21 protein-coding genes and 1 tRNA gene are annotated in these 24,263 nt (G+C 55.7%); 15 read left to right on the top strand and 7 right to left on the bottom strand.

The window, feature by feature from the left end; all coding sequences use genetic code 11:
• Positions 1–83 precede the first annotated feature (83 nt).
• The 9 genes from ACZ6J2_RS06875 (at position 84) to yejF (ending at position 11,677) form a co-directional block, all read left to right on the top strand.
• Entirely contained in the window at positions 84–1,550 is a 1,467-nt protein-coding gene (locus ACZ6J2_RS06875; protein WP_471725247.1) for a mannitol dehydrogenase family protein, read from the top strand.
• Between the two features lie 124 nt (positions 1,551–1,674).
• On the top strand, positions 1,675–2,661 hold the full coding sequence (locus tag ACZ6J2_RS06870) for a CobW family GTP-binding protein (RefSeq protein ID WP_069303091.1): 987 nt from the start codon (positions 1,675–1,677) through the stop codon (positions 2,659–2,661).
• A gap of 33 nt (positions 2,662–2,694) precedes the next feature.
• Positions 2,695–3,408, top strand: coding sequence for a phosphatase PAP2 family protein (locus tag ACZ6J2_RS06865; protein ID WP_471725246.1), 714 nt, complete (start codon positions 2,695–2,697; stop codon positions 3,406–3,408).
• A gap of 415 nt (positions 3,409–3,823) precedes the next feature.
• Entirely contained in the window at positions 3,824–4,393 is a 570-nt protein-coding gene (gene mepS / locus ACZ6J2_RS06860) for a bifunctional murein DD-endopeptidase/murein LD-carboxypeptidase (protein WP_008500946.1), read from the top strand.
• 127 nt (positions 4,394–4,520) lie between these two features.
• Positions 4,521–6,077, top strand: coding sequence for a cyclic di-GMP phosphodiesterase (locus ACZ6J2_RS06855; protein WP_471725245.1), 1,557 nt, complete (start codon positions 4,521–4,523; stop codon positions 6,075–6,077).
• 74 nt (positions 6,078–6,151) lie between these two features.
• Positions 6,152–7,957: an extracellular solute-binding protein gene (locus ACZ6J2_RS06850; protein ID WP_202773443.1), complete on the top strand. Its 1,806-nt coding sequence runs from the start codon at positions 6,152–6,154 to the stop codon at positions 7,955–7,957.
• Positions 7,958–7,966: 9 nt separating this feature from the next.
• On the top strand, positions 7,967–9,061 hold the full coding sequence (locus tag ACZ6J2_RS06845) for a microcin C ABC transporter permease YejB (protein WP_213729950.1): 1,095 nt from the start codon (positions 7,967–7,969) through the stop codon (positions 9,059–9,061).
• Positions 9,061–10,086, top strand: coding sequence for an ABC transporter permease (locus ACZ6J2_RS06840; protein ID WP_471725244.1), 1,026 nt, complete (start codon positions 9,061–9,063; stop codon positions 10,084–10,086). The genes ACZ6J2_RS06845 and ACZ6J2_RS06840 overlap by 1 nt, the downstream gene beginning before the upstream one ends.
• Before the next feature lies 1 nt (position 10,087).
• A complete protein-coding gene (gene yejF / locus ACZ6J2_RS06835; RefSeq protein WP_471725243.1) occupies positions 10,088–11,677 on the top strand; it encodes a microcin C ABC transporter ATP-binding protein YejF in 1,590 nt (529 codons plus the stop codon).
• Between the two features lie 3 nt (positions 11,678–11,680).
• On the opposite strand, the gene ACZ6J2_RS06830 is transcribed toward yejF, so the two are convergent.
• From ACZ6J2_RS06830 to rsuA, 3 genes are all read right to left on the bottom strand, one after another.
• Positions 11,681–12,025, bottom strand: coding sequence for a YejG family protein (locus tag ACZ6J2_RS06830; RefSeq protein WP_028013883.1), 345 nt, complete (start codon positions 12,023–12,025; stop codon positions 11,681–11,683).
• Between the two features lie 279 nt (positions 12,026–12,304).
• A complete protein-coding gene (locus ACZ6J2_RS06825; RefSeq protein WP_008500953.1) occupies positions 12,305–13,501 on the bottom strand; it encodes a Bcr/CflA family multidrug efflux MFS transporter in 1,197 nt (398 codons plus the stop codon).
• A 15-nt stretch (positions 13,502–13,516) separates the two neighbouring features.
• On the bottom strand, positions 13,517–14,224 hold the full coding sequence (rsuA, locus tag ACZ6J2_RS06820; protein WP_023312495.1) for a 16S rRNA pseudouridine(516) synthase RsuA: 708 nt from the start codon (positions 14,222–14,224) through the stop codon (positions 13,517–13,519).
• A gap of 349 nt (positions 14,225–14,573) precedes the next feature.
• On the opposite strand from rsuA, the gene radD reads away from it, so the two are divergent.
• On the top strand, positions 14,574–16,334 hold the full coding sequence (gene radD / locus ACZ6J2_RS06815) for a DNA repair helicase RadD (protein ID WP_471725242.1): 1,761 nt from the start codon (positions 14,574–14,576) through the stop codon (positions 16,332–16,334).
• A 125-nt stretch (positions 16,335–16,459) separates the two neighbouring features.
• On the top strand, positions 16,460–16,744 hold the full coding sequence (gene rplY, locus ACZ6J2_RS06810) for a 50S ribosomal protein L25 (RefSeq protein WP_023312497.1): 285 nt from the start codon (positions 16,460–16,462) through the stop codon (positions 16,742–16,744).
• Positions 16,745–16,796: 52 nt separating this feature from the next.
• On the opposite strand, the gene yejK is transcribed toward rplY, so the two are convergent.
• Complete coding sequence (gene yejK / locus ACZ6J2_RS06805) at positions 16,797–17,804, bottom strand: nucleoid-associated protein YejK (RefSeq protein ID WP_008500957.1); 1,008 nt, start codon at positions 17,802–17,804, stop codon at positions 16,797–16,799.
• Positions 17,805–17,938: 134 nt separating this feature from the next.
• On the opposite strand from yejK, the gene ACZ6J2_RS06800 reads away from it, so the two are divergent.
• The 3 genes from ACZ6J2_RS06800 to ACZ6J2_RS06790 all read left to right on the top strand — a co-directional run bounded on the left by ACZ6J2_RS06800 (position 17,939) and on the right by ACZ6J2_RS06790 (position 20,095).
• The gene (locus ACZ6J2_RS06800; RefSeq protein WP_008500958.1) at positions 17,939–18,166 is read left to right on the top strand and encodes a YejL family protein; all 228 of its coding nucleotides are present in this window, start codon (positions 17,939–17,941) and stop codon (positions 18,164–18,166) included.
• A 19-nt stretch (positions 18,167–18,185) separates the two neighbouring features.
• The gene (yejM, locus tag ACZ6J2_RS06795; protein WP_471725241.1) at positions 18,186–19,946 is read left to right on the top strand and encodes an LPS biosynthesis-modulating metalloenzyme YejM; all 1,761 of its coding nucleotides are present in this window, start codon (positions 18,186–18,188) and stop codon (positions 19,944–19,946) included.
• Between the two features lie 72 nt (positions 19,947–20,018).
• A tRNA-Pro gene (locus tag ACZ6J2_RS06790) sits at positions 20,019–20,095 on the top strand.
• 37 nt (positions 20,096–20,132) lie between these two features.
• On the opposite strand, the gene ACZ6J2_RS06785 is transcribed toward ACZ6J2_RS06790, so the two are convergent.
• On the bottom strand, positions 20,133–21,320 hold the full coding sequence (locus tag ACZ6J2_RS06785) for an MFS transporter (RefSeq protein ID WP_471725240.1): 1,188 nt from the start codon (positions 21,318–21,320) through the stop codon (positions 20,133–20,135).
• A gap of 125 nt (positions 21,321–21,445) precedes the next feature.
• Entirely contained in the window at positions 21,446–21,706 is a 261-nt protein-coding gene (locus tag ACZ6J2_RS06780; RefSeq protein ID WP_008500962.1) for a DUF2534 family protein, read from the bottom strand.
• A 209-nt stretch (positions 21,707–21,915) separates the two neighbouring features.
• Between ACZ6J2_RS06780 and eco the strand changes: the two genes are divergently transcribed.
• On the top strand, positions 21,916–22,419 hold the full coding sequence (gene eco / locus ACZ6J2_RS06775; protein ID WP_471725239.1) for a serine protease inhibitor ecotin: 504 nt from the start codon (positions 21,916–21,918) through the stop codon (positions 22,417–22,419).
• A gap of 135 nt (positions 22,420–22,554) precedes the next feature.
• Here the strand turns inward: eco and mqo are convergent, their stop codons facing one another.
• The gene (mqo, locus tag ACZ6J2_RS06770; protein ID WP_032646585.1) at positions 22,555–24,204 is read right to left on the bottom strand and encodes a malate dehydrogenase (quinone); all 1,650 of its coding nucleotides are present in this window, start codon (positions 24,202–24,204) and stop codon (positions 22,555–22,557) included.
• Positions 24,205–24,263 lie beyond the last annotated feature (59 nt).

The following is a 24,263-nucleotide window of genomic DNA, read 5'->3' as shown; positions in this document are numbered from 1 at the left end:
TATTTACGGCTCACCAATTTTATTTGCTGTCATATAACTTTACACTGGCATTGTTAATTAATGGTTAATCAGGTGTGTATCTCATGAAGACAATTGCCTCCACAGCCCTTCCTGCCCAGGTTCAACAGCCGCGCTACGATCGTCAGCAACTGCGCTCCCGCATCGTCCATTTTGGCTTTGGCGCGTTTCACCGTGCGCACCAGGCATTGTTAACAAACCGGGTGCTGAACGAAAAAGGCGGCGACTGGGGTATTTGTGAGATTAGCCTTTTCAGCGGCGACGTGCTGATGAGCCAGCTGCGCGCGCAGGATCATCTGTTCACCGTGCTGGAGAAAGGGGCAGAAGGCAATGAGGCGATTATCGTCGGTGCAGTCCATGAATGCCTGAACGCAAAGCTGGACTCTCTGGCCGCCATTATTGAGAAATTTTGCGAGCCTCAGGTCGCAATTGTGTCGCTCACCATCACGGAGAAAGGCTATTGCATCGATCCCGCGACCGGGAAACTCGATCTGCACAACGCCCGGATAATCCATGACCTTGAAAACCCCTCAGAGCCGCATTCCGCGCCCGGGATCCTGGTCGAAGCGCTTCACCGCCGCCGCGAGCGCGGCTTGCCTGCGTTTACCGTGCTCTCCTGCGACAATATCCCTGATAACGGGCACGTGGTGAAAAACGCGGTGCTGGGCATGGCGCAAAAGCGTTCCGCAGCGCTGTCTGAATGGATTGACAGCCACGTGAGCTTCCCGGGGACGATGGTCGACAGAATTGTTCCCGCCGCGACGGACGCCTCGCTGGCGGAAATTACCGACGCGCTCGGCGTTGAAGATCCGTGCGCCATCAGCTGTGAACCGTTTATTCAGTGGGTGGTGGAAGATAATTTTGTCGCCGGCCGTCCGGAGTGGGAAGTCGCGGGCGTTCAGATGGTGCAGGATGTTCTGCCCTGGGAGCAGATGAAATTGCGCATGCTCAACGGCAGCCACTCTTTCCTGGCGTATCTGGGGTACCTCGCGGGCTACGCCCATATTAATGAATGCATGGAGGACGCTGCGTTCCGCGAAGCCGCCCGTCGGCTGATGCTGGACGAGCAGGCGCCCACATTACGCATTAAGGATGTCGACCTCACCGCCTACGCCGATAGCCTGCTCGAGCGCTTTGCCAACCCGGCACTCCAGCATCGGACCTGGCAAATCGCGATGGACGGTAGCCAGAAACTTCCGCAAAGAATGCTGGACGGGATCCGCGTTCATCTCGAGCGAAAAACACCGTGGCCGCTGCTGGCTCTGGGCGTGGCCGGCTGGATACGCTACGTCAGCGGTACCGACGACCGTGGCAACGCGATTGATGTTCGCGATCCCCTCAGCGATAAAATTCGCACGATGGTCAATGCCAGCAGCGACGCCGACCGCGTTAACGCCCTGCTGGGGCTGAGCGAGGTCTTTGGTCACGATCTCGCGCAAAACAGCGCGTTTGTGGAGGCTGTCAGCCAGGCATACCAGCGCATCACCCGCCACGGCGCGCGTCAGGCTGTTATCGAAACGTTAAATATTTAACGATTATTGCGCTTAACGCGAACGGATGAAGCCTCCGTTCGCCCTCCCCCTTCTCACCGGTCACGTTTTTCGCCAGGATAGAGAGATTAGTGTTATAGCATCACAATCCTCATCTGGAGCGCACGTGACCAAAACCAACCTCATCACCGGTTTTCTCGGCAGCGGTAAAACCACCTCAATTCTCCACCTGCTGGCGAATAAAGATCCTGCCGAGAAATGGGCCGTGCTGGTCAATGAATTTGGCGAGGTGGGCATTGACGGCGCGTTGCTGTCATCCAGCGGCGCGATGATTAAAGAGATCCCCGGCGGGTGCATGTGCTGCGTCAATGGCCTGCCGATGCAGGTCGGGCTCAATACGCTGCTGCGTCAGGGCAAACCCGACCGCCTGCTGATTGAGCCCACCGGGTTGGGACACCCGAAGCAGATCCTCGATTTACTCACCGCCCCGGTTTACGAGCCGTGGATCGACCTGCGCGCCACCCTGTGCCTGCTCGATCCGCGTCAGCTTCTGGATGACAAAGCGGTGGCCAATGAGAACTTCCGCGATCAGCTCGCCTCGGCTGACGTTATTGTCGCGAATAAAGCAGATCGCGCCACGGCTGAAAGCCAGGCCGCGCTGGACGCGTGGTGGCAACATTTCGGCGGCAACCGCACGCGGGTGCAGACCACCCAGGGGAATATTGATAGCGCCCTGCTTGACCTTCCTCGTCTGAACCTCACCGAGCTGCCTGCCAGCGCGGATCATTCGCACAGTCATCCGGTTAAGCAGGGTTTAGCCGCTCTCAGCTTGCCGGAACATCAGCGCTGGCGTCGTAACCTGAACAGCGGCCAGGGATATCAGGCCTGCGGATGGATATTTGATGCTGAAACCGTTTTCGACACCATCGGGATCCTGGAGTGGGCCCGACTTGCTCCTGTCGATCGCGTGAAAGGGATCATGCGCACCCCAGACGGGCTGGTGCGGATCAACCGTCAGGGTGACGATTTCTTTATTGAAACGCAAAATGTGGCGCCGCCTGACAGCCGAATAGAGTTAATTAGTGCGGTTAACGCCGACTGGAATGCCCTCCAGTCCAGCCTGTTGAGGATTCGTTTAAGTTCGGGCGGCTAACGTTGCCCCAGTTTTCACTCTATGCAGAACGTTATGACAACTCGATTTCCCCTGATATTACTGCTTAATGTCGCCGGCCTGGCGCTTTTCTTCTCCTGGTATATCCCGGCGGAGCATGGTTTCTGGTTCCCGCTGGATTCTGCCATTTTTCACTTCTTCAACCAGGAGCTGGTGAAGAGCAACGCGTTCCTGTGGCTGGTGGCAATTACCAACAACCGCGCCTTCGACGGCTTCTCGCTGCTGGCCATGGGCTGCCTGATGCTCTCTTTCTGGCTGAAAGAGGATAAAGCCGGGCGTCGGCGTATTCTCATTATCGGTCTGGTGATGCTGCTGTTTGCCGTTGTCATTAACCAGCTGGCAACCGCAATTATTCCGGTTAAGCGTTCAAGCCCAACGCTATTCTTCACCGATATTTATCGCGTCAGCGAACTGCTGCATATTCCAACAAAAGATGCGTCGAAGGACAGTTTCCCCGGCGATCACGGCATGATGCTGCTTATTTTTTCCGCAATTATGCTTCGCTATTTCGGCAGAAAAGCCTTTGCCATAGCCCTGATTATTTTTGTGGTTTTTGCCTTCCCGCGCGTAATGATTGGCGCTCACTGGTTCACTGATATTGCCGTCGGTTCGCTCTCCGTGGCGCTGATTGCGCTGCCGTGGTGTTTAATGACCCCACTGAGCGACAGGATAATAGCGCTGTTCGATCGCTATCTTCCCGGAAGAGCGCAACAACAATTAAACAAATAACTAACCTAAATTAACGTGAGCTATCAGGGATCGACATGATCCCTGATAGCATTCTCGCCGCGATCTTTCCCCACTGTCATATTCTCGTCATCATATTCATGATAAAAATGAAGCAATTGCATACTGGCGCAGCGGATCCGTCGCTATTTTGAGCAATTCTATGTTTTTACTTTCTGTATCACATTTTCTTATAAAAAAAAGGCTTTTTTTTCTCGCAATACCCCAGGCAATCGGTTAATCTCGAACTCGTTTTGCCCCATAGAGATAATTATTTCACTGGCGAATAATTTTGTGCGCTGTGCCACAAATGTGACCAGAAAGAATTGTCTCAATGTGAACAGATAATTAGTCTCGTCACGTTTGGCATTTTTATAACGATATTTGTCGTTAAGGACTTCAAGGGATAATAAACAAAATGGTCAAATCTCAACCGTTTCTGAGATATATCTTACGGGGGATCCCGGCGATAGCAGTCGCGGTACTGTTGTCTGCATGTAGTACATCGAACACCGCAAAGAATATGCATCCTGAGACGCGTGTTGTGGGAATGGAAGATTCCTCGTCACTGCAAGCCTCTCAGGATGAATTTGAAAATATGGTACGTAATCTGGACGTGAAGTCCCGCATTATGGACCAGTATGCTGACTGGAAAGGCGTGCGCTATCGCCTTGGCGGCAGCACAAAAACAGGTATTGATTGTTCCGGTTTTGTACAGCGTACCTTCCGTGAGCAATTTGGGTTAGATCTTCCGCGTTCAACCTATGAACAGCAGGAGATGGGCAAGTCAATTTCACGAACCAAACTGCGCACCGGTGATTTAGTCCTGTTCCGTGCCGGTTCTACAGGTCGACATGTTGGCATCTACATTGGTAATGACCAGTTTGTACATGCCTCCACCAGCAGCGGTGTGACCATTTCCAGCATGAATGAACCGTACTGGAAGAAGCGCTACAACGAAGCACGCCGCGTACTGACCCGCAGTTAATATGACTATTGTATCGTTGGTTATCCCTTGGCTGACGATATGATGAAAAAAAGCACTGCTTCGGCAGTGTTTTTTTTTGCCCGTTACACTGAATACATCCAGCGGCATTTCAGGAATCACGACGTCTATGTTCACCCGCTATTTCTCCAGCAATCGCAAAATACTGATCCTAAGCATCATCACAGGCCTGATCGCCGCCCTGCTCCTGGGTTCGTTGCAATTTTTCTGGAGCTACCACAAGCGGGAAGTCAAATTCGACACCCTAATCCACGATGTGAGCATCTATATGGAGAGCTACTTCGATGAGTTAAAAAATTCTATCGATGTGCTCCAGCCGCTCACGTTAAACAGCTGCCACGACGTCAATCAGGAACTTACCTCGCGCGCTGCCTTTAGCGTTAACGTTCGCGCATTCCTGCTGGTCAGAGACAAAATGGCGTTCTGCTCTTCTGCCACGGGGCCGATGAATGTCCCCATAGAGGAGCTGATCCCCGAGCTGCACATCGACAAACAGATTGATATGGCGTTACTTCCAGGCACCCCCATGTTGCCCAACAAGCCCGCGATTGCCATCTGGTACCGTAACCCGCTAGTGAAGGACGGCGGCGTGTTTACCTCGGTGAATCTTAATCTGACGCCTTACCTACTCTACACCGCGCGCCAGGACGAATTTGCCGGCATTGCCATCATTATTGGCGACCATGCGCTGTCAACGCGCTCCAGCACGCTGGTCCTTGCGCATGATCTACATGAAACGCCGGCCCGTACCGCGACGCTGAAAGACATTCCCCTGACCATCAACCTGTATGCTGACGCATGGACCAGCGATGAAATTCTCTACGCCCTGTTCTTCGGGCTGGTGTGCGGCATTTGTGCCGGATCGCTCAACTACTATATCCTCAGTATTCGCCTCAGCCCGGGTAAAGAGATTTTAAGCGCAATTAAGCGCGGTCAGTTTTATGTGGTTTATCAGCCCGTCGTCGATGCTAAATCGCTCCAGATGACCGGGCTTGAAGTGCTGATGCGCTGGAAACACCCGACAATGGGGGAAATTCCGCCAGACGCGTTTATCAATTTTGCCGAAGCGCAGAAGCTGATTGTCCCGCTGACGCTGCATCTCTTTGACCTTATCATTCACGATGCGCCCGTGTTACAAACCCTGTTACCTCCGGGAGCAAAGGTGGGCATCAACATTGCGCCGGGGCATCTGCATGCGGAAAGCTTCAAAGACGATATGCGCACCTTCAAAGCGCTACTGCCGCAGGATTACTTCCAGATCGTGCTGGAAATTACCGAGCGCGACATGCTCAATCATCGGGAAGCCAACAGCCTTTTCGAATGGCTGCACAACGAAGGGTTTGAGATAGCCATTGATGATTTTGGCACCGGTCACAGCGCGCTGATTTATCTTGAGCATTTCACCATGGACTACCTCAAGATTGACCGCGGTTTTGTTAATGCTATTGGCACCGAGACCGTGACGTCGCCGGTGCTGGACGCCGTCCTGACGCTGGCAAGACGACTGAATATGTCGACCGTCGCCGAAGGAGTGGAAACGCCGGAACAGGCCGCCTGGCTGCGCGAACACGGCGTTAATTTCCTGCAGGGATACTGGATTAGCCGCCCGATGCCGCTGGCGCAGTTCCGCGAATGGCGGCCTGATATTTCGCCCGAAGGTGATTAATTTCACATTGCCCGTGACGTCACTTATTATTCAGCTTAACCGAGCCGGTCTGTAAAAGAGGGAGCCGCCGCGAGATGCTTATGCGCTTCATGTTGCTGATGTTGGCACTAACGAGCCTGTCCAGCCAGGCGCAGGCCATCAAAGAAAATATCGCCTTCGCGGTGATTGGCGAGCCGAAATATGCGGTCAATTTTACGCACTTCGATTACGTTAACCCTGCCGCGCCGAAGGGCGGAAAGGTCACGCTTTCCGCCACGGGAACATTCGACAACTTCAACCGCTTCGCCCTGCGCGGCGTGGCGGCCGCGCGAACGGAATCACTTTACGATACGCTCTTCGTCACCTCGGATGATGAGCCCGGCAGCTACTATCCGCTGATTGCCGAGAACGTGCGTTACGCCGACAACTTCGCCTGGGCGGAAATCTCGCTGAATCCGCGAGCACGTTTTCACGACGGTACGCCGGTGAAGGCCAGCGACGTGGCGTTCACCTTCCATAAATTCATGACCGAAGGCGTCCCCCAGTTCCGCATCGTGTATAAAGGCGCATCCGTCAGAGCCATTGCGCCGCTCACCGTGCGCATCGAGCTGAGCGAACCGAACAAAGAGAACATGCTTAGCCTGTTCTCGCTGCCGGTGATGCCTGAATCGTTCTGGAAAAATCATAAGCTAAGCGACCCGCTTTCCACGCCGCCGCTGGCAGGCGGCCCATACCGCATCACCGACTGGCGCATGGGGCAATATGTCGTTTACTCTCGCGTGAAAGACTACTGGGCGGCAGACCTGCCGGTAAACCGCGGGCGCTGGAATTTCGACACCCTTCGCTATGATTACTACCTCGACGATAACGTGGCGTTTGAAGCGTTCAAAGCCGGCGCTTTCGATTTACGCGTCGAGAGCAGCGCCAAAAACTGGGCGACCCGCTATATCGGCAAAAATTTCGCCAAAGGCTATATCGTCAAAGACGAGCACAAAAATGAGTCTGCCCAGGACACCCGCTGGCTGGCGTTTAATATTCAGCGTCCGGTATTTAATGACCGCCGGGTGCGCGAAGCCATTTCCCTGGCCTTTGATTTTGAGTGGATGAACAAAGCGCTGTTTTACGGGGCTTACAGCCGTGCCAACAGCTATTTTCAGAACACGGAATACGCCGCGCGCGATTACCCGAAAGCCGACGAGCTGGCACTGCTGGCACCGCTAAAAGCGGAGGTTCCGCCGCAGGTGTTCACCACCGTGTTTCAGCCGCCCGCGTCGAACGGTGACGGTTACGACCGCGACAACCTGCTGAAGGCCAGCAAACTGCTGGATGACGCGGGCTGGCACCTGAAAAATCAAAAGCGTGTGGATGCCAAAACGGGTAAACCTCTCAGCTTTGAGCTGCTGCTCTCGTCCGGGGGCAACGATCAGTGGGTACTGCCGTTTAAGCACAACCTTGAGCGGCTGGGCGTGACCATGAACATTCGCCAGGTCGATAACGCGCAGATCACCAGCCGCATGCGCAGCCGTGATTACGACATGATGCAGCGCCTGTGGCCCGCGCAGCCGTGGCCCAGCTCCGACCTGCAAATCTCCTGGGCATCCAGCTACATTGACTCCTCATACAATGCGCCAGGTGTAAAAAGCCCGGCGATTGACGCGCTGATTGCGAAAATAGTGGCGGCGCAGGGGGATAAAGAAAAGCTCCTGCCGCTCGGGCGCGCCCTCGACAGGGTCCTGACCTGGAACTACTACATGCTGCCGATGTGGTATATGGGCGAAGATCGCCTGGCGCGCTGGGACAAATTCTCCGTGCCTGCCGTGCGCCCTGTCTACTCCCTGGGCTTTGATACCTGGTGGTATGACGTTAACAAAGCCGCCAGACTTCCCGCTGAGCGGCGATAAGGAATCATCATGGGTGCCTATCTTCTCCGCCGTCTGCTGCTGGTCATCCCCACCCTGTGGGCCATCATCACGATTAACTTTTTTATCGTGCAAATCGCCCCCGGTGGGCCGGTCGATCAGGCCATTGCCGCCATTGAATTTGGCAACAGCGGCGGCATGCCCGGCGGCGGCGGTGAAGGGATGGGTGCCAGCCATGCGCGAACCGGTGTAGGGAATATCAGTGAAAGCCACTACCGCGGGGGACGCGGGCTGGATCCGGAAGTGATCGCCGAGATCACCCACCGCTACGGCTTTGACAAACCGATTCACGAGCGCTATTTCAAAATGCTCTGGGATTACATCCGCTTTGATTTTGGCGATAGCCTGTTTCGCAGTGCGTCAGTGCTGACGCTGATCAAGCAAAGCCTGCCGGTTTCGATCACGCTGGGGCTATGGGGTACGCTTATCATCTATCTGGTCTCTATTCCGCTCGGGATCCGCAAAGCGGTGTACAACGGCAGCCGGTTCGATATCTGGAGCAGCACGTTCATCATTATCGGCTATGCCATCCCGGCGTTTCTGTTTGCCGTCCTGCTGATCGTCTTTTTTGCCGGGGGAAGTTATTTCGACCTCTTCCCGCTGCGAGGGCTCGTCTCCGCCGATTTCAACTCCCTGCCCTGGTACCAGAAAATTACCGACTATCTCTGGCATATTACGCTGCCGGTTCTGGCAACGGTCATTGGCGGGTTTGCGGCCCTCACCATGTTGACCAAAAACGCCTTTCTCGATGAAATTCGTAAACAGTACGTCGTCACGGCCCGCGCTAAGGGCGTGAGCGAGAAGCAGATCATGTGGAAACACGTGTTCCGCAACGCCATGCTGCTGGTGATCGCCGGATTTCCGGCCACGTTCATCGGCATGTTTTTTACCGGCTCGCTGCTGATAGAGGTGATGTTCTCGCTCAACGGCCTGGGGCTGCTGGGCTATGAGGCTACCGTGTCGCGCGACTATCCGGTGATGTTTGGCACACTCTATATTTTCACCCTGATTGGCCTGCTGCTGAATATCATCAGTGATATCAGCTATACGCTGGTCGATCCCCGAATCGATTTTGAGGGCCGCTGATGCCGCGTTTAAGCCCCGTCAACCAGGCCCGCTGGGCCCGCTTTCGCCACAACCGCCGCGGCTACTGGTCGCTGTGGATTTTTGCCGTGCTGTTTGCCTTAAGCATGTGTTCGGAGCTGATCGCCAACGACAAGCCGTTGCTGGTGCATTTTAACGACCGCTGGTACGTGCCGGTTATCGCCAACTACAGCGAAAGCGACTTCGGCGGCCCGTTTGCAACACCGGCGGAGTATCAGGATCCGTGGCTTCGCCAGCAGATCGAACAGCACGGCTGGGCGCTCTGGGCGCCGGTGCGCTTTGGCGCCAACAGCATTAACTTTGCCACCACGACGCCGTTCCCTTCCCCGCCCTCCGCGCAAAACTGGCTGGGAACGGATGCTAACGGCGGGGACGTGCTGGCGCGCATCCTGTATGGCACGCGAATCTCGCTTCTCTTTGGGCTGATGCTGACGATCTTCTCAAGCGTAATGGGCGTCGTGGCGGGCGCCGTTCAGGGCTACTACGGCGGGAAAATTGACCTGTGGGGCCAGCGGGTTATTGAAGTCTGGTCAGGCATGCCAACGCTGTTTCTGATCATCCTGCTTTCCAGCGTGGTGCAGCCCGGCTTCTGGTGGCTGTTAGGCATCACCGTCCTGTTCGGCTGGATGGCGCTGGTGGGCGTGGTGCGGGCAGAGTTTCTGCGCACCCGTAATTTCGACTATATCCGCGCCGCGCAGGCGCTTGGCGTGAGCGACCGGGGAATCATCTTCCGCCATATGCTGCCTAACGCCGTTGTAGCAACGCTCACCTTCCTGCCGTTTATTCTGTGCAGCTCCATCACCACCCTCACCTCGCTGGACTTTCTGGGCTTCGGCCTGCCGCTGGGGTCGCCGTCGCTCGGCGAACTGCTGCTGCAGGGCAAGAACAACCTGCAGGCTCCGTGGCTGGGCATCACCGCCTTTCTTTCCGTGGCCGTGCTGCTGTCGCTGCTGATTTTTATCGGCGAAGCCGTACGCGATGCCTTCGATCCCAACAAGGCGGTATAAGATGACCCAGCCTCTTCTCAGTATTGATAACCTGTCGATTGCTTTTTCTAAGCAGGACGAGACGCGCACCGTGGTCACCGACCTGTCGCTGCAGATCCAGCCCGGTGAAACGCTGGCCCTGGTGGGCGAGTCGGGTTCAGGCAAGAGCGTCTCAGCACTCTCCATCCTGCGGCTGTTGCCGTCTCCGCCGGTGAGCTACCCGCAAGGGGATATTCTGTTTCACGGCAGCTCGCTGCTGCATGCCGACGAACATACCCTGCGCGGCATTCGCGGCAACAAAATCGCGATGATCTTCCAGGAGCCGATGGTTTCCCTCAACCCGCTGCACAGCCTCGAGAAACAGCTCTATGAAGTGCTCTCCCTGCACCGGGGGATGCGCAAAGAGGCCGCGCGGGGAGAAATTCTGGATTGTCTGGAACGAACAGGAATACGCAATGCGGCCAAACGACTGAATGATTTTCCGCACCAGCTCTCCGGCGGCGAACGCCAGCGCGTGATGATCGCCATGGCCCTGCTCACGCGACCCGAGCTGTTGATTGCCGACGAGCCCACAACGGCGCTGGACGTGACGGTACAGGCGCAAATATTGACGCTGCTGCGGGAGCTGCGTGACGAGCTGAACATGAGCCTGCTGTTTATCACGCACAACCTGAGCATTGTGAGAAAGCTGGCCGACAGCGTCGCGGTGATGCAAAACGGACGATGCGTTGAACAGAATAGCGCGTCCACGCTGCTGAGCGCGCCGCAGCACCCCTATACGCAGCGTTTGCTCGACAGCGAACCCTCCGGCGATCCGATTCCCCTCAAGGCGGACTGCACACCGCTGCTGCGCGTTGAGGATTTGTCCGTCTCGTTCCCGATCCGCAAAGGTATTCTGCGGCGCATCGTCGACCAGAATCCGGTGCTGAAAAATATCCGCTTCTCGCTGCGTCCGGGTGAATCCCTGGGGCTGGTAGGCGAATCCGGTTCGGGTAAAAGCACTACCGGTCTGGCACTGCTGCGCTTAATTGCCTCAGAGGGCGAGATCCTCTTTGACGATATGCCGCTGCACCGCTGGAACCGCCGTCAGATGCTGCCCGTGCGGCCCCGCATGCAGGTGGTGTTTCAGGATCCCAACTCCTCGCTTAACCCACGGCTCAGCGTGTTACAGATTATCGAAGAGGGTCTGCGCGTGCATCAGCCCGGCCTGAGCGCTCAGCAGCGAGAGCAGGAAGTTATGCGGGTGATGGCCGAAGTGGGCTTAGATGCCGGGACCCGCCACCGCTATCCGGCTGAATTCTCAGGCGGACAGCGCCAGCGTATCGCCATTGCCCGCGCGCTGATCCTGAAGCCGGAGCTGATTATTCTGGATGAACCAACGTCGTCGCTGGACAGAACCGTTCAGGCGCAGATCCTGGCGCTGCTGAAAGGGCTTCAGGAAAAGCACCGGCTGGCCTATATCTTTATCAGCCACGATCTTCAGGTGGTGCGGGCGCTATGCCATCAGGTGATTGTGTTGCGACAGGGAGAAGTAGTCGAGCAGGGAGAGTGCCAGCGCGTATTTAGCGCGCCAACGCAGCGCTACACGCGCCAGCTGTTGTCGGCAGACTAGCGGTCAAAACGGGTACTGGCCGGAGAAAGGCTCCGCGATGGCAACGCCAAAATTCTTCAGACGGCAGGTGGCGGCAAACTCGTCCTGGCTTTTCACGAACAGGCACGGCTCACCTTCACACTCCAGCACGGAGCTGTCCACTTCGATATCCGTCAGGGCCTGACTGAGACGCTCCATCACCCGCCACGCATTTTCATCGCTCGGGCTCAGCAGCTTGAGCGCCACCAGGCAGTTTTCGCAGCCCGCGACGCTTTGCGGAATCGGTTCAACTTTCGAACCTGCAAAACCCGCCGACCAGCGATAGCTCTGGGGCAAGCGATGGACAATGGAGAGTTGTAATGTATTCACGTTCGTTCCCCGGAAGCAAAATTTACTTCACAATTTATTTACATTTATAGTAACACATCATCGCCAGCCTGCACTATTCAGCGCTTTTTTATCGATATCCAGGCTCGCGTCGGCGCTATATGTACCCGTTTCTGCGATCTAACTCAACCTTTTTGAATACAATGATGTGACTTTTTACACAAATAGATTTTACATAAAATAAACAAACACGGAATAAACGAACGGGGGTTTGGTTGATATGCATCAACAAAAAAGGCCCTGCCGGGCCTTCTCTGTATTTTAGTGGGCCGCTTTTCGCGGTCGACTGGCGTAAAGATAGAAGAGTATCGAGCTGGTGGCGCAAAAAGCCATCGCCCACAGCATGGGCCATGCCGTCGTAAAGGTGGCCATCGAAAGCAATGCCCCGACGATAGCGCCTATACCGAAGCGGAACGTCCCCGCCAGGGAAGAGGCGGTGCCCGCCATATGCGGAAACTCATCCAGGATCACCGCCATCGCATTAGATGACACCATCGACACGCAGCCGACAAAGGCCGCCACGCCGACCACCAGCGCCCAGAAGCCCACGCCCAGAAACGCGCTCACCACCAGCCAGATAGCCATCACAAACTGGATCCACAGCCCGGCGCGGAACATGTTCAGCGCCCCCACCCGCCGGACAAAACGGCTGTTGATGATGGTCATGATGAACAGGAAGACGATGTTAAGCGCGAAATAGTAGCCGAAGTGCTGCGGCGAAACGTGGTTCAGCTCGATGTAGACAAACGGCCCGGCGCTCAGGAAGGAGAACATCCCGGCGAAGCTGAACCCGCTTGCCAGCATATAGCTGAGCACGCGCTTGTGGCGAAACAGCGAGGCAAAGTTGCCGATTGTGGTTCGGATGTGGAATTTCTGACGGCGCTCGACGGGAAGCGTTTCATCAATAAAGAAGAAAATCATCGCCGAGGCCAGCAGCGCGGCCAGGGCCAGGATCCAGAAAATCACATGCCAGCTAAACCACACCAGCACCGCGCCACCGGCCATCGGGGCCACCAGCGGCGCAATCGTCGTCACCAGCATCACGAACGACATCATGCGGGAGAACTCTTCTTTCGGGTAAATATCGCGCATCAGGGCGTTAATCACCACGCTTGCCGCTGCCGCCGCCAGACCGTGGAAGAAGCGCATGATAATCAAATGATCGATGGTCTGCGCCAGCGCACAGGCAACCGCTGCGGCTGCAAAGACCAGCGTCCCGCCCAGAATAACGGGCTTGCGTCCAAGACTGTCCGCCATCGGGCCATAAAACAGCTGGCCGAGGGCAAAGCCGAGAATATAGGTGCTGAGCGTCATCTGCGCGCTGCCCGCCGGGACGCCAAACTGCGCAGAAATCACCGGCAGCGCGGGCAGGTACATATCAATAGACAGCGGCATCAGCATGGCCAGCAGGCCAAGAATGAAGACGATTTTGAACGACGAGTGTGGCCTGGTGGTCACAGAGCTCTCCTGAAATTAGTGCGAAGGCAGACCGACGCTGGCGATCTCTTCTTCCGTTAACGGGCGATATTCGCCTGGCGCCAGGTCGGGATCGAGTTCGATCGCACCAATCCGCTCACGATGCAGGCCAACAACGTGGTTCCCCACCGCGGCAAACATACGTTTCACCTGATGGTAACGCCCTTCGCTGATGGTCAGACGGACCTCCGTCGGCGTGATCACCTCAAGCACGGCGGGTTTGGTCAGATCTTTTTCATTATGCAGCTGAACGCCTTTCGTGAATTGCTCTGCCGTGTCATCCGACACCGGCGACTCCAGCGTGACCAGATAGGTTTTCTCGCAGTGGTGACGCGGGGAAGTAATGCGATGCGACCACTGCCCGTCGTCGGTCATCAGTACCAGCCCCGTGGTGTCGATGTCGAGGCGGCCTGCGGCGTGCAGCTTGTGCGCCACCGGTTCGTCGAGGAAATAGAGCACCGTCGGGTGATCGGGATCGTCCGTTGAGCAGACGTAGCCTTCCGGCTTATTGAGCATGAAGTAGCGCGGACCGTGCTGCTGGGTCAGCGGATTGCCGTCATACTCCACCTGATGGTCAGGTTGCAGTTTGAACGCGCTGTCTCTCACAATGTCGCCATCCACGGTAACGCGGCTGGCGCGAATTTCACGCCCGGCAATAGCGCGGCTTACGCCGAGTTGCTGAGCGATAAACTTATCAAGTCGCATGAAATCTTTTTAGCCTTAATGGTGCTGGAAGTCGGACAACAGGTCCGAAAAAAGAAGCAGTCTGGAACGGTTCAGTATAATGGTCTGGTTGCGCCACTCAAGGGAAAAAGTTTCGTGGCATACTATCTATACCCTAAATAATTCGAGTTGCATGACAAAACGCCTATAGCGTTTTGAACAGCGCTTGCGCTGGCCCCGTAGGGGCGAGGCCACAGGCCGAGTCACGCGGCAAAGGAGTGAATCCCCGGGAGCTTACATAAGTAAGTGACCGGGGTGAACGAGTGCAGCCAACGCACAGGCAACTTGAAGTATGACGGGTATATGTGCGGAATAACGAAACCGAGACCCTATGACTTTTACACTTCGTCCCTATCAGCAGGAAGCCGTTGACGCCACCCTCGCATGGTTCCGTAAACATCGCGAGCCGGCGGCGATTGTGCTCCCGACAGGCGCAGGCAAAAGCCTGGTCATCGCCGAACTGGCGCGTCTGGCCCGTGGTCGCGTGCTGGTGCTGGCGCACGTTAAAGAGCTCGTCGCGCAAAACCACGCCAAGTATTGTGCGCTTGGGCTGGAAGCCGATATTTTCGCCGCCGGGCTGAAGCGCAAAGAGAGCCGCGGCAAAGTGGTCTTCGGCAGCGTGCAGTCGGTGGCGCGCAATCTGGACCTGTTTCGCAACGAATTTTCGCTGCTGATCGTCGACGAGTGTCACCGCATCAGCGATGACGACGACAGCCAGTACCAGCAAATCCTGGCTCACCTGAAAGCGGTGAATCCTCACCTGCGCCTGCTGGGCCTGACGGCGACCCCGTTTCGCCTGGGGAAAGGCTGGATCTATCGCTATCATTATCACGGCATGGTTCGCGGTGATGACAAGGCCCTGTTTAGCGACTGCATTTACGAACTTCCGCTGCGCTACATGATTAAACACGGCTACCTGACGCCGCCTGAACGGCTGGATATGCCGGTGGTGCAGTACGATTTCAGCCGTTTGCAGGCACAGAGCAACGGCTTATTCAGCGAAGCGGATCTCAATCAGGAGCTGAAAAAGCAGAAGCGTATTACGCCGCATATTATCAGCCAGATTGAGGAGTTCGCCGCGACGCGCAAGGGGGTAATGATCTTTGCCGCCACCGTTGAGCACGCGCGTGAAATCACCGGATTACTGCCCGCCGGCGACGCGGCGTTAATCACCGGCGAAACGCCCGGCCCGGAGCGCGACGCCCTGATTGACGCGTTTAAGGCCCAGCAGTTCCGCTATCTGGTAAACGTGTCGGTATTGACCACCGGCTTTGACGCCCCGCACGTCGACCTGATCGCCATTTTGCGCCCGACCGAATCGGTCAGTTTGTATCAGCAAATTGTTGGCCGCGGCCTGCGTCTGGCCCCGGGGAAAACCGACTGCCTGATTCTGGATTATGCCGGGAACCCGCACGATCTCTATACGCCTGAGGTCGGCGCGCCAAAAGGGAAAAGCGACAACGTGCCCGTGCAGGTCTTTTGCCCTGCCTGCGGGTTTGCCAACACCTTCTGGGGAAAAACCACCGCCGACGGTACGCTGATCGAACACTTTGGCCGCCGCTGTCAGGGCTGGTTTGAAGATGATGACGGGCATCGCGAGCAGTGCGATTTCCGCTTCCGGTTCAAAAACTGCCCGCAGTGCAACGCCGAAAACGACATTGCCGCTCGCCGCTGCCGGGAATGCGACACGGTGCTGGTTGACCCGGACGACATGCTGAAAGCGGCGCTAAAGCTGAAAGATGCGCTGGTGCTGCGCTGTTCCGGCATGGCACTGCAGCCCGGCGCCGATGAAAAAGGTGAGTGGTTGAAAATCACCTATTACGACGAAGACGGGGCGGACGTCAGCGAGCGCTTCCGGGTTCAGACGCCTGCCCAGCGAATGGCCTTCGAGCAGCTGTTTATCCGCCCGCATACCCGCACGCCGGGCGTGCCCCTGCGCTGGATAACCGTGGCCGATATCGTGCGCCAGCAGGTGCTATTGCGCCATCCGGATTTTGTCGTCGCCCGTAAAAAAGGCCAGTTCTGGCAGGTGCGCGAGAAGCTCTTTGACTACGAAGGTCGCTTCCGTCGCGCCAACGAATTGCGCGGTTAACGGGACTTTTCATTGATGTGAGGGGCATTTGAGTATAAAATGCCGCCCGCTTCACATCCGTGAGGCAGAACACTCACCTGCTGCTGGGTCGCCTGTAGTAGGGTTTTAAATACAGAGAGAAATCAATGTTCACTATCGAAGCAGAAGTACGTAACGTGCAGGGTAAGGGTGCGAGCCGCCGCCTGCGTAACGCTAACAAGTTCCCGGCTATCGTTTACGGTGGCGAAGCTGCTCCAGTTGCAATCGAACTGGATCACGACAAACTGTGGAACCTGCAGACCAAAGCTGAATTCTACAGCGAAGTTCTGACCATCGTTGTTGGCGGTAAAGAAGAAAAAGTGAAAGTTCAGGCTGTTCAGCGTCACGCGTTCAAGCCAAAACTGACTCACATCGACTTCGTTCGCGCGTAATCGCAAACTCGTCGAAAAAAAACCCCGCTTCTGCGGGGTTTTTTTATGGCTGTTATTTCCCACCCGAGGTGCGGCGCTGAAGCTGATCGCGCAGGTTCGGCGGCGTACCTTTAATGGTCAGCGTATCGGTGGCCGGATCCCAGAAGATGCGTTCACCCAGCAACATCGCGTCAAAGTTGATGGTTAACCCACCGCCGCTGCCGGCAAACTTGGTTAACTGACGCAGCGTACTGCGATCTGCCGGGAAGCTCTCTTCAAGCTCATAGCCTTTCTCCGCGGTGAATTCCTGGAAGCTGACTTCGCTGACGCCCGCCAGCTCTTTTGACAAGGACTCCAGCTCGATCTCCTCCCCTGCCTGCAGCTGTTCGTTGCAGTAGCTGTAGACCTGCTGGCGCACGGTCTGGCGCTCAGATTTATCGAGCTGCGCTTCAGCCGTGAAGTCGTCAACCGCCTGGAGCAGCCCTTTGTTCTGCGCTTTGGCGTTAAGACCTTCGCTGGCACCGAGGAAATCCATAAAGAAATCCGCCACTTTGCGGCCCACGCGCCCTTTCAGGAAAGTCAGATAGCGGGTCGACTCCGGGTTAGTTTCCCATTCGGTTAAATCAATACGCGCCACGATATCCGCATGGTTGATATCCAGATAATGCGTTGAGCTGATATCCAGCTGCTCATTCACGCGCATGCTGCTTAAGTTATTCAGCACGGTAACCAGCAGATACTCGACCGCCAGGTAGCGATAGTGGCAGAACAGCACGATCCCGCCGTCGGCGAACGGATATTTCGCCAGCTCGTCGCGCAGACGCCCGGTGGCGGCGCGGCTAAACGCCAGGAAATCCTCTTCGCCCTGACGCTGCAGGCGCAGGCTATCGGCCAGTTCACTCTCTTCGCTGAACAGGCCATAGGCTTTATTTTTGGCGCTGTAGACGCGATGCAGCTCTGCCATCATCTCCACCACGGTCGCCGTGGGTTCCAGTAACGAATCGCGCAGCACCACTTCAAGGGTTTGCTCATCACGCTTGATAAGCTGGTGCAAGGCAATCTGGTTGATTTCCAGACTCATGATAAACTCTCCTTTTAGACCGGGCGGTATTCAACCACCACCAGGACATGTGTGCAACAACAGATAAAAAAGGGGAAAAAAAGCTGTTGCTACGGTAATATGTTGCCCTTTCATCAACAAACTGATTTTGATTTATGCCACAACATTCCCGCTACAGTGATGAACACGTTGAACAACTGCTCAGTGAGCTGGTCAACGTACTGGAAAAACATAAAACGCCGACCGATCTCTCCCTGATGGTTTTGGGAAATATGGTCACCAACCTGATTAACACCAGCGTTGCTCCGGCTCAGCGTCAGGCGATCGCAAAATCTTTCGCCCAGGCTTTACAGTCGTCCGTCAGCAACGACCCGGCCCATTAAGGGATACGAACAACAGTTTATGGTGACGAATCGTCAGCGCTACCGTGAAAAAGTCTCCCAGATGGTCAGCTGGGGGCACTGGTTTGCCCTGTTCAACATTCTGCTGGCGACGGTCATTGGCTGTCGTTATCTGTTTGTCGCAGACTGGCCAACAACGCTAACCGGGCGTATCTACTCCTGGATAAGCGTTGTCGGTCACTTTAGCTTTTTGGTTTTCGCCACCTATCTGCTGATCCTGTTCCCCTTGACGTTTATCGTCATGTCGCAGCGTCTGATGCGGTTCTTGTCCGCCATCCTTGCGACGGTGGGGATGACGCTGCTGCTTATCGACAGTGAAGTGTTCACCCGCTTCCACCTGCACCTCAACCCCATCGTCTGGGAACTGGTGATTAACCCCGACCAGAACGAAACGGCCCGTGACTGGCAGCTGATGTTTATCAGCGTCCCGGTGATCCTGCTGATTGAGATGCTGTTCGCCACCTGGAGCTGGCAAAAGCTCCGCAGTCTGACCCGGCGACGCCATTATGCGAAGCCCGTCGCCGCGCTCTTCTTCGTCTCCTTTATCAGTTCGCACATCATGTATATCTGGGCGGATGCGAACTTCTATCGCCCTATTACCATGCAGCGCGCGAACCTGCCGCTCTCGTACCCGATGACGGCCCGTCGCTTCCTTGAGAAACACGGTCTGCTTGATGCGCAAGAGTACCAGCGCCGTCTTATCGAGCAGGGTAATCCGGAAGCCGTCAGCGTTCAGTATCCTCTGAGCGACCTGAACTACCGCGATATGGGACGCGGGCAAAACGTCCTGCTGATCACAGTCGATGGCCTGAACTATTCCCGTTTCGAGAAGCAGATGCCTGCGCTGGCCGCTTTCGCGAGTCAAAACGTCTCGTTTACTCAGCATATGAGCTCCGGTAACACAACCGATGCGGGTATCTTTGGCCTCTTCTATGGCATTTCAGCCGGCTACATGGACGGCGTACTGTCTACCCGCACACCTGCGGCGCTGATCACCGGGCTGAATCAGCAAGGCTATCAGCTAGGGTTGTTCTCCTCCGATGGCTTTAACAGCCCGCTCTACCGTCAGGCGCTGCTGTCCGATTTCTCACTGCCGACGGCACAAAAACAGTCCGATGCGCAGACCGCCGGCCAGTGGATAAACTGGCTGCAGCGCTACGCCCAGGAAGACAACCGCTGGTTCTCATGGGTTGCCTTTAACGGCACAACGCTTGCTGACAGCAATAAGAATGACTTTGCGCGCCGTTATGGCCGCGCGGCTGGCGATGTTGATGCGCAGATAGGCCGCGTGCTTGATGCACTTCGCGAGTCGGGCAAGCTGGACAACACCGTGGTGATCGTGACCGCGGGCCATGGCGTGCCGTTAGGTGACGAGACGAAGAGTATGAGCTGGTCTCGTCCGAATCTGCAGGTTCCGCTGGTGATCCACTGGCCAGGCACGCCGGCGCAGCGCATCAATATGCTCACCGAGCATAAAGATGTGATGACGACCCTGATGCAACGCCTGCTGCACGTCAGCACGCCGGCCAACGAGTATTCGCAGGGGCAGGATCTCTTCAGCGCCGCGCGCCGCCACAACTGGGTGACGGCTGCGGGGAATAATACGCTGGTGGTGACCACGCCGAAGCTGACGCTGGTGCTGAACAGCAACGGGAATTATCAGACGTATAATCTGCAGGGTGAACGGTTGAAAGACCAGAAACCGCAGCTGAGCCTGCTGCTTCAGGTCCTGACGGATGAGAAGCGCTTCATCGCTAACTGATTAATAATAAACCAGTTAGCGACAGATTCCCTTGCATTCAAAACGGAATCGAGTAGTATTCTTTTTATGCGTCGGCACGTAGCGCAGCCTGGTAGCGCACCGTCATGGGGTGTCGGGGGTCGGAGGTTCAAATCCTCTCGTGCCGACCAAAATTATTATCAAAACCAGCCTTTTACGGCTGGTTTTTTATTCCATTTCGCCAGGTGTTTTTCGCAGATAAACCAACGTCACCAGACAAATCACCGCCCCGGCATAGAAAGTATACTGCGCACCAAACGTCTCCCAGATTGCCCCTGCCCCCAGGCTGGCGACTAATAACCCCACGCCGCTGACCAGACTAAACATACCGTAGGCGGTACCGCGCAGATCCGCAGGCGCGGTTTTCGCAATCATTGCCGCCAGCAGCCCCTGGGTCATGCCCATATGTATCCCCCAAAGCGCAACGCCTAAAATAATGCCTGCCCAGTGGGTACTCATCGCCAGCACAATGTCCGCGCCAATCAGCACCACCAGCCCCCACTGCAATAATCGGGTGTGGCTCATCACGTCGGATAACTTGCCAAAAGGATAGGCAGAGAGGAAATAGAGCAGATTCATGGCAACCATCACCAGCGGGATCAGCGCCAGCGGCACACCCGACTGCTGAGCGCGAAGGACAAGAAATGCTTCACTGAAACGTGCGAGCGTGAAGATGGCACCCAGGCCAATGACCCACCAGCAGCCTTTCCCGAGGCGCCTGAGGTTCTCTCTTTTGATGGGGTTCGTTCGTTTATGTTCGACAGGGGTTTTAGGCTCATGCAGGCCAAAGAAAAGCAAGGCAACGGCCAGTACGCCGGGGATCACCGCAATCCAGAAAATGGTACGAAAATCATCATTCCACAGCAGCATTAAGCCTACGGCCAGCAACGGCCCGAGAAAGGCGCCAATGGTGTCCATCGACTGACGCAAACCAAAGGCCGCGCCGCGGAGTTCCGGCGGCGTAACGTCAGCGACCAGCGCATCGCGCGGCGCCCCCCGGATCCCCTTCCCTACCCGGTCAATTAAGCGTGCCCCAAGAATCATGCCGGAGGAAGAGGCAATAGCAAACAACGGTTTACTCAACGCGCCAAGACCGTAGCCCAGAACCGCCAGCCCTTTACGTTTGCCCAGATAATCACTGATTGCGCCGGAAAATACTTTGATAAACAGCGCAGTGGCCTCAGCCAGACCTTCAATCAAACCAATGAAAATCACGCTGGCACCGAGCGTCGTGACCATAAACAAAGGCAGCAGGCTGTGAATGATCTCCGAGGAGATATCCATCAACATACTGACGCCACCCACAACCCAGACTCCTTTTGGGATCCGGCTGAGCGTTGCAAACCGGGATAACATTGCGCATCTCCTGCTTTATGTCGAACAACCTCGTTCGAAACAGAATATCCTGGAAATGCGAATAAAAATCATCTGATATAAAAAAAGCCAGCCCGCAGGCTGGCTTCATTCTCTGAGGTGAATGCTTAATGCTTCTCACGTCCGCCCAGGAAGAAGATGCCCAGCGGAATGGCCAGCAGAACGGTGAACACCAGGCTGTAGACGAAGATCATCGCCGACTGCAGGACATACATGCTGGTTGTCCAGGCAGAGAGGGGGATATTGTACTGTTCGATAACGCCAACAATGGTTGCGCGCCCCACGCACGCGGCAGCAATCATAAACACAACCAGCAGCGCCAGGAGGAACTTGCGGCCTTCAGGCGTTTTCAGTTTTGCACGAACCATCTCTCTTCCCTTTTACAGATGAATAACATTAAAGAGGGTCTAAAATAACACAAACGCCTGCCGGACTCCATGCCAGTACAAATCTCTACTTAAATGGCAAATACGTGGTTTATTTCGCTATCCATATTGAAAATGTAAGTAAATAACACCAATCATTCATCATTGTTATGTTAACCTGCGCAGGATCGTTTTGACATAAAGGAATGATAATGAAAAACGCACCTAAATTTGCCATCGCCCTCATCGCCGCCGCGTGCGTCAGCAGCAGCGCTTTCGCCAGCGAAACCCCAAAACAGCAGCCGCTGGAAAAAGTGGCTCCGTACCCGCAGGCGAACAAAGGGATGAAGCGTCAGGTGATTCAGCTGCCGGTTCAGCAGGATGAAGCGAACTTCAAAGTGGAACTGTTAATTGGCAAGACGCTGGAAGTGGACTGCAACCAGCACCGTCTGGGCGGGCAGCTGGAAAGTAAAACCCTTGAAGGCTGGGGTTACGACTATTACGTCTTTGACAAAGTGACCTCTCCGGTCTCCACCATGATGGCCTGCCCGGACGGCAAGAAAGAGAAGAAATTTGTAACGGCGTATCTGGGCGACAATAGTCTGCTGCGCTATAACAGCAAGCTGCCAATCGTGGTCTATACGCCTGAAAACGTGGAAGTGAAGTATCGCGTGTGGAAGGCTGATGAGACTGTCGGACAAGCGGTAGTACGTTAAAAATAAATCGGGTGGCGGCTTCGCCTTACCCGACCCGGAAAGGGCGCGCTCTGGTGCCCTCATCCCAACTCTCTCCCACCGGGAGAGGGAGAAAACACTAAAAACGGTAACGGATGTTACCGTTTTGCTTTTACCTTACAGCGCGATATCCGCAACCGGTTTGTTTTCCGGCTGAGGCTTCAGCTCCGCTTTTGGCGCCGCATCCGCAGCCTGTGGCTTGATGTATTGCAGCTGCAGTACGCGGCTGGTGTATTCCAGCTCCTGCTCCGTCGCGCTCACGTTGCCGTTCAGCTTCGTGCCGTAGGATGGAATAATGGTTTTCAGCTTCGCCTGCCATTCCGGGCTGGCGACTTTATCTTTAAACACTTTTTCCATCAGGTGCAGCATGATTGGCGCAGCGGTAGACGCGCCCGGTGACGCACCCAGCAGCGCGGCGATGGTGCCATCCTTATCGCTTACCACTTCGGTACCCAGACGCAGCACGCCACCCTCTTTCGGATCGCGCTTGATGATCTGTACGCGCTGACCCGCCTGCCACAGACGCCAGTCTTCTTTCTTCGCCTGCGGATAGTACTCTTTCAGCGCCTCGAAGCGGTCATCGTCAGAGAGCATCACCTGGCTAATCAGGTATTTCACCAGGTCGAAGTTATCCAGACCCACGTCCATCATCGGCTTGACGTTAGAGGTGGTCGTGGCGCTGAGCAGATCCCACAGGGAGCCATTTTTCAGGAACTTGGTGGAGAAGGTCGCGAACGGCCCAAACAGCACCACGCGTTTGCCGTCAAGCATACGGGTATCGATGTGCGGAACGGACATCGGCGGTGCGCCAACGGAAGCCTGGCCGTACACTTTTGCCAGATGACGATTCACCACTTCCGGGTTATCGGACACCAGGAACTGGCCGCCCACCGGGAAGCCCGCGTAGTCGTCAGCTTCCGGAATACCGGACTCCTGCAGCAGCTTCAGCGCCGCGCCGCCCGCACCGATAAAGACAAACTTCGCCTTGATGACGTGCTCGGCTTCGTTGTTTTTCAGATCGGCGACGGTCACGCTCCAGCTGTTATCCGCGTTGCGCTTGAAGCCGCGCACTTCGGTGCTGAGCTGCAGGTTGAAGTTCTCTTTTTTCTTCAGAGACGTCACCAGCTGACGGGTAATTTCACCGTAGTTAACGTCGGTACCAATTTCGGTACGGGTCGCCGCCACTTTCTGGTTCGGGTCACGACCTTCCATGACCAGCGGAGCCCACTCTTTAATCTGCGCGTGGTCTTCAGAGTATTTCATCCCGCGGAACAGCGTGCTCTGCTGCAGAGCGGCGTAGCGCGCGCGCAGGAAGTTAACGTTCTGCTCACCCCACACAAAGCTCATGTGCGGCACGGTGTTGATAAAGGAGTGCGGGTCGTGCATCACGCCGCTGTTGACCTGATGAGACCAGAACTGGCGAGAAACCTGGAATGCTTCGTTGATCTCTACCGCCTTCTCGATACTAATGGAACCGTCCTTTTTCTGCGGCGTATAGTTCAGTTCCATGAGTGCCGAATGTCCGGTACCGGCGTTATTCCATCCGTTCGAACTCTCCTGCGCCACGCCATCAAGGCGCTCGACCATGGTCATAGACCAGTCCGGCTGCAGTTCTTGCAGATAAGTTCCCAGTGTGGCGCTCATGATACCGCCACCAATTAAAAGGACGTCCGTTTCCTGCTCTTTTGGTGCGTCAGCTTTCGCCGCCATGGAGACGGTGTTAAGCCCCACGGCCAGAGAAAAGAGCATGGCAGTCATTTTTTTCATAATTTATGCCTTAGTGTAAAAGTGCTTGATGCGTGGAAATTGCAGGTGAAAAAAGCTGC

It is taken from the genome of Enterobacter sp. E14S (genome assembly GCF_055666685.1).
Note: the sequence above shows the minus strand (reverse complement) of the source record. Positions and strands in the feature narration are given on the sequence as shown.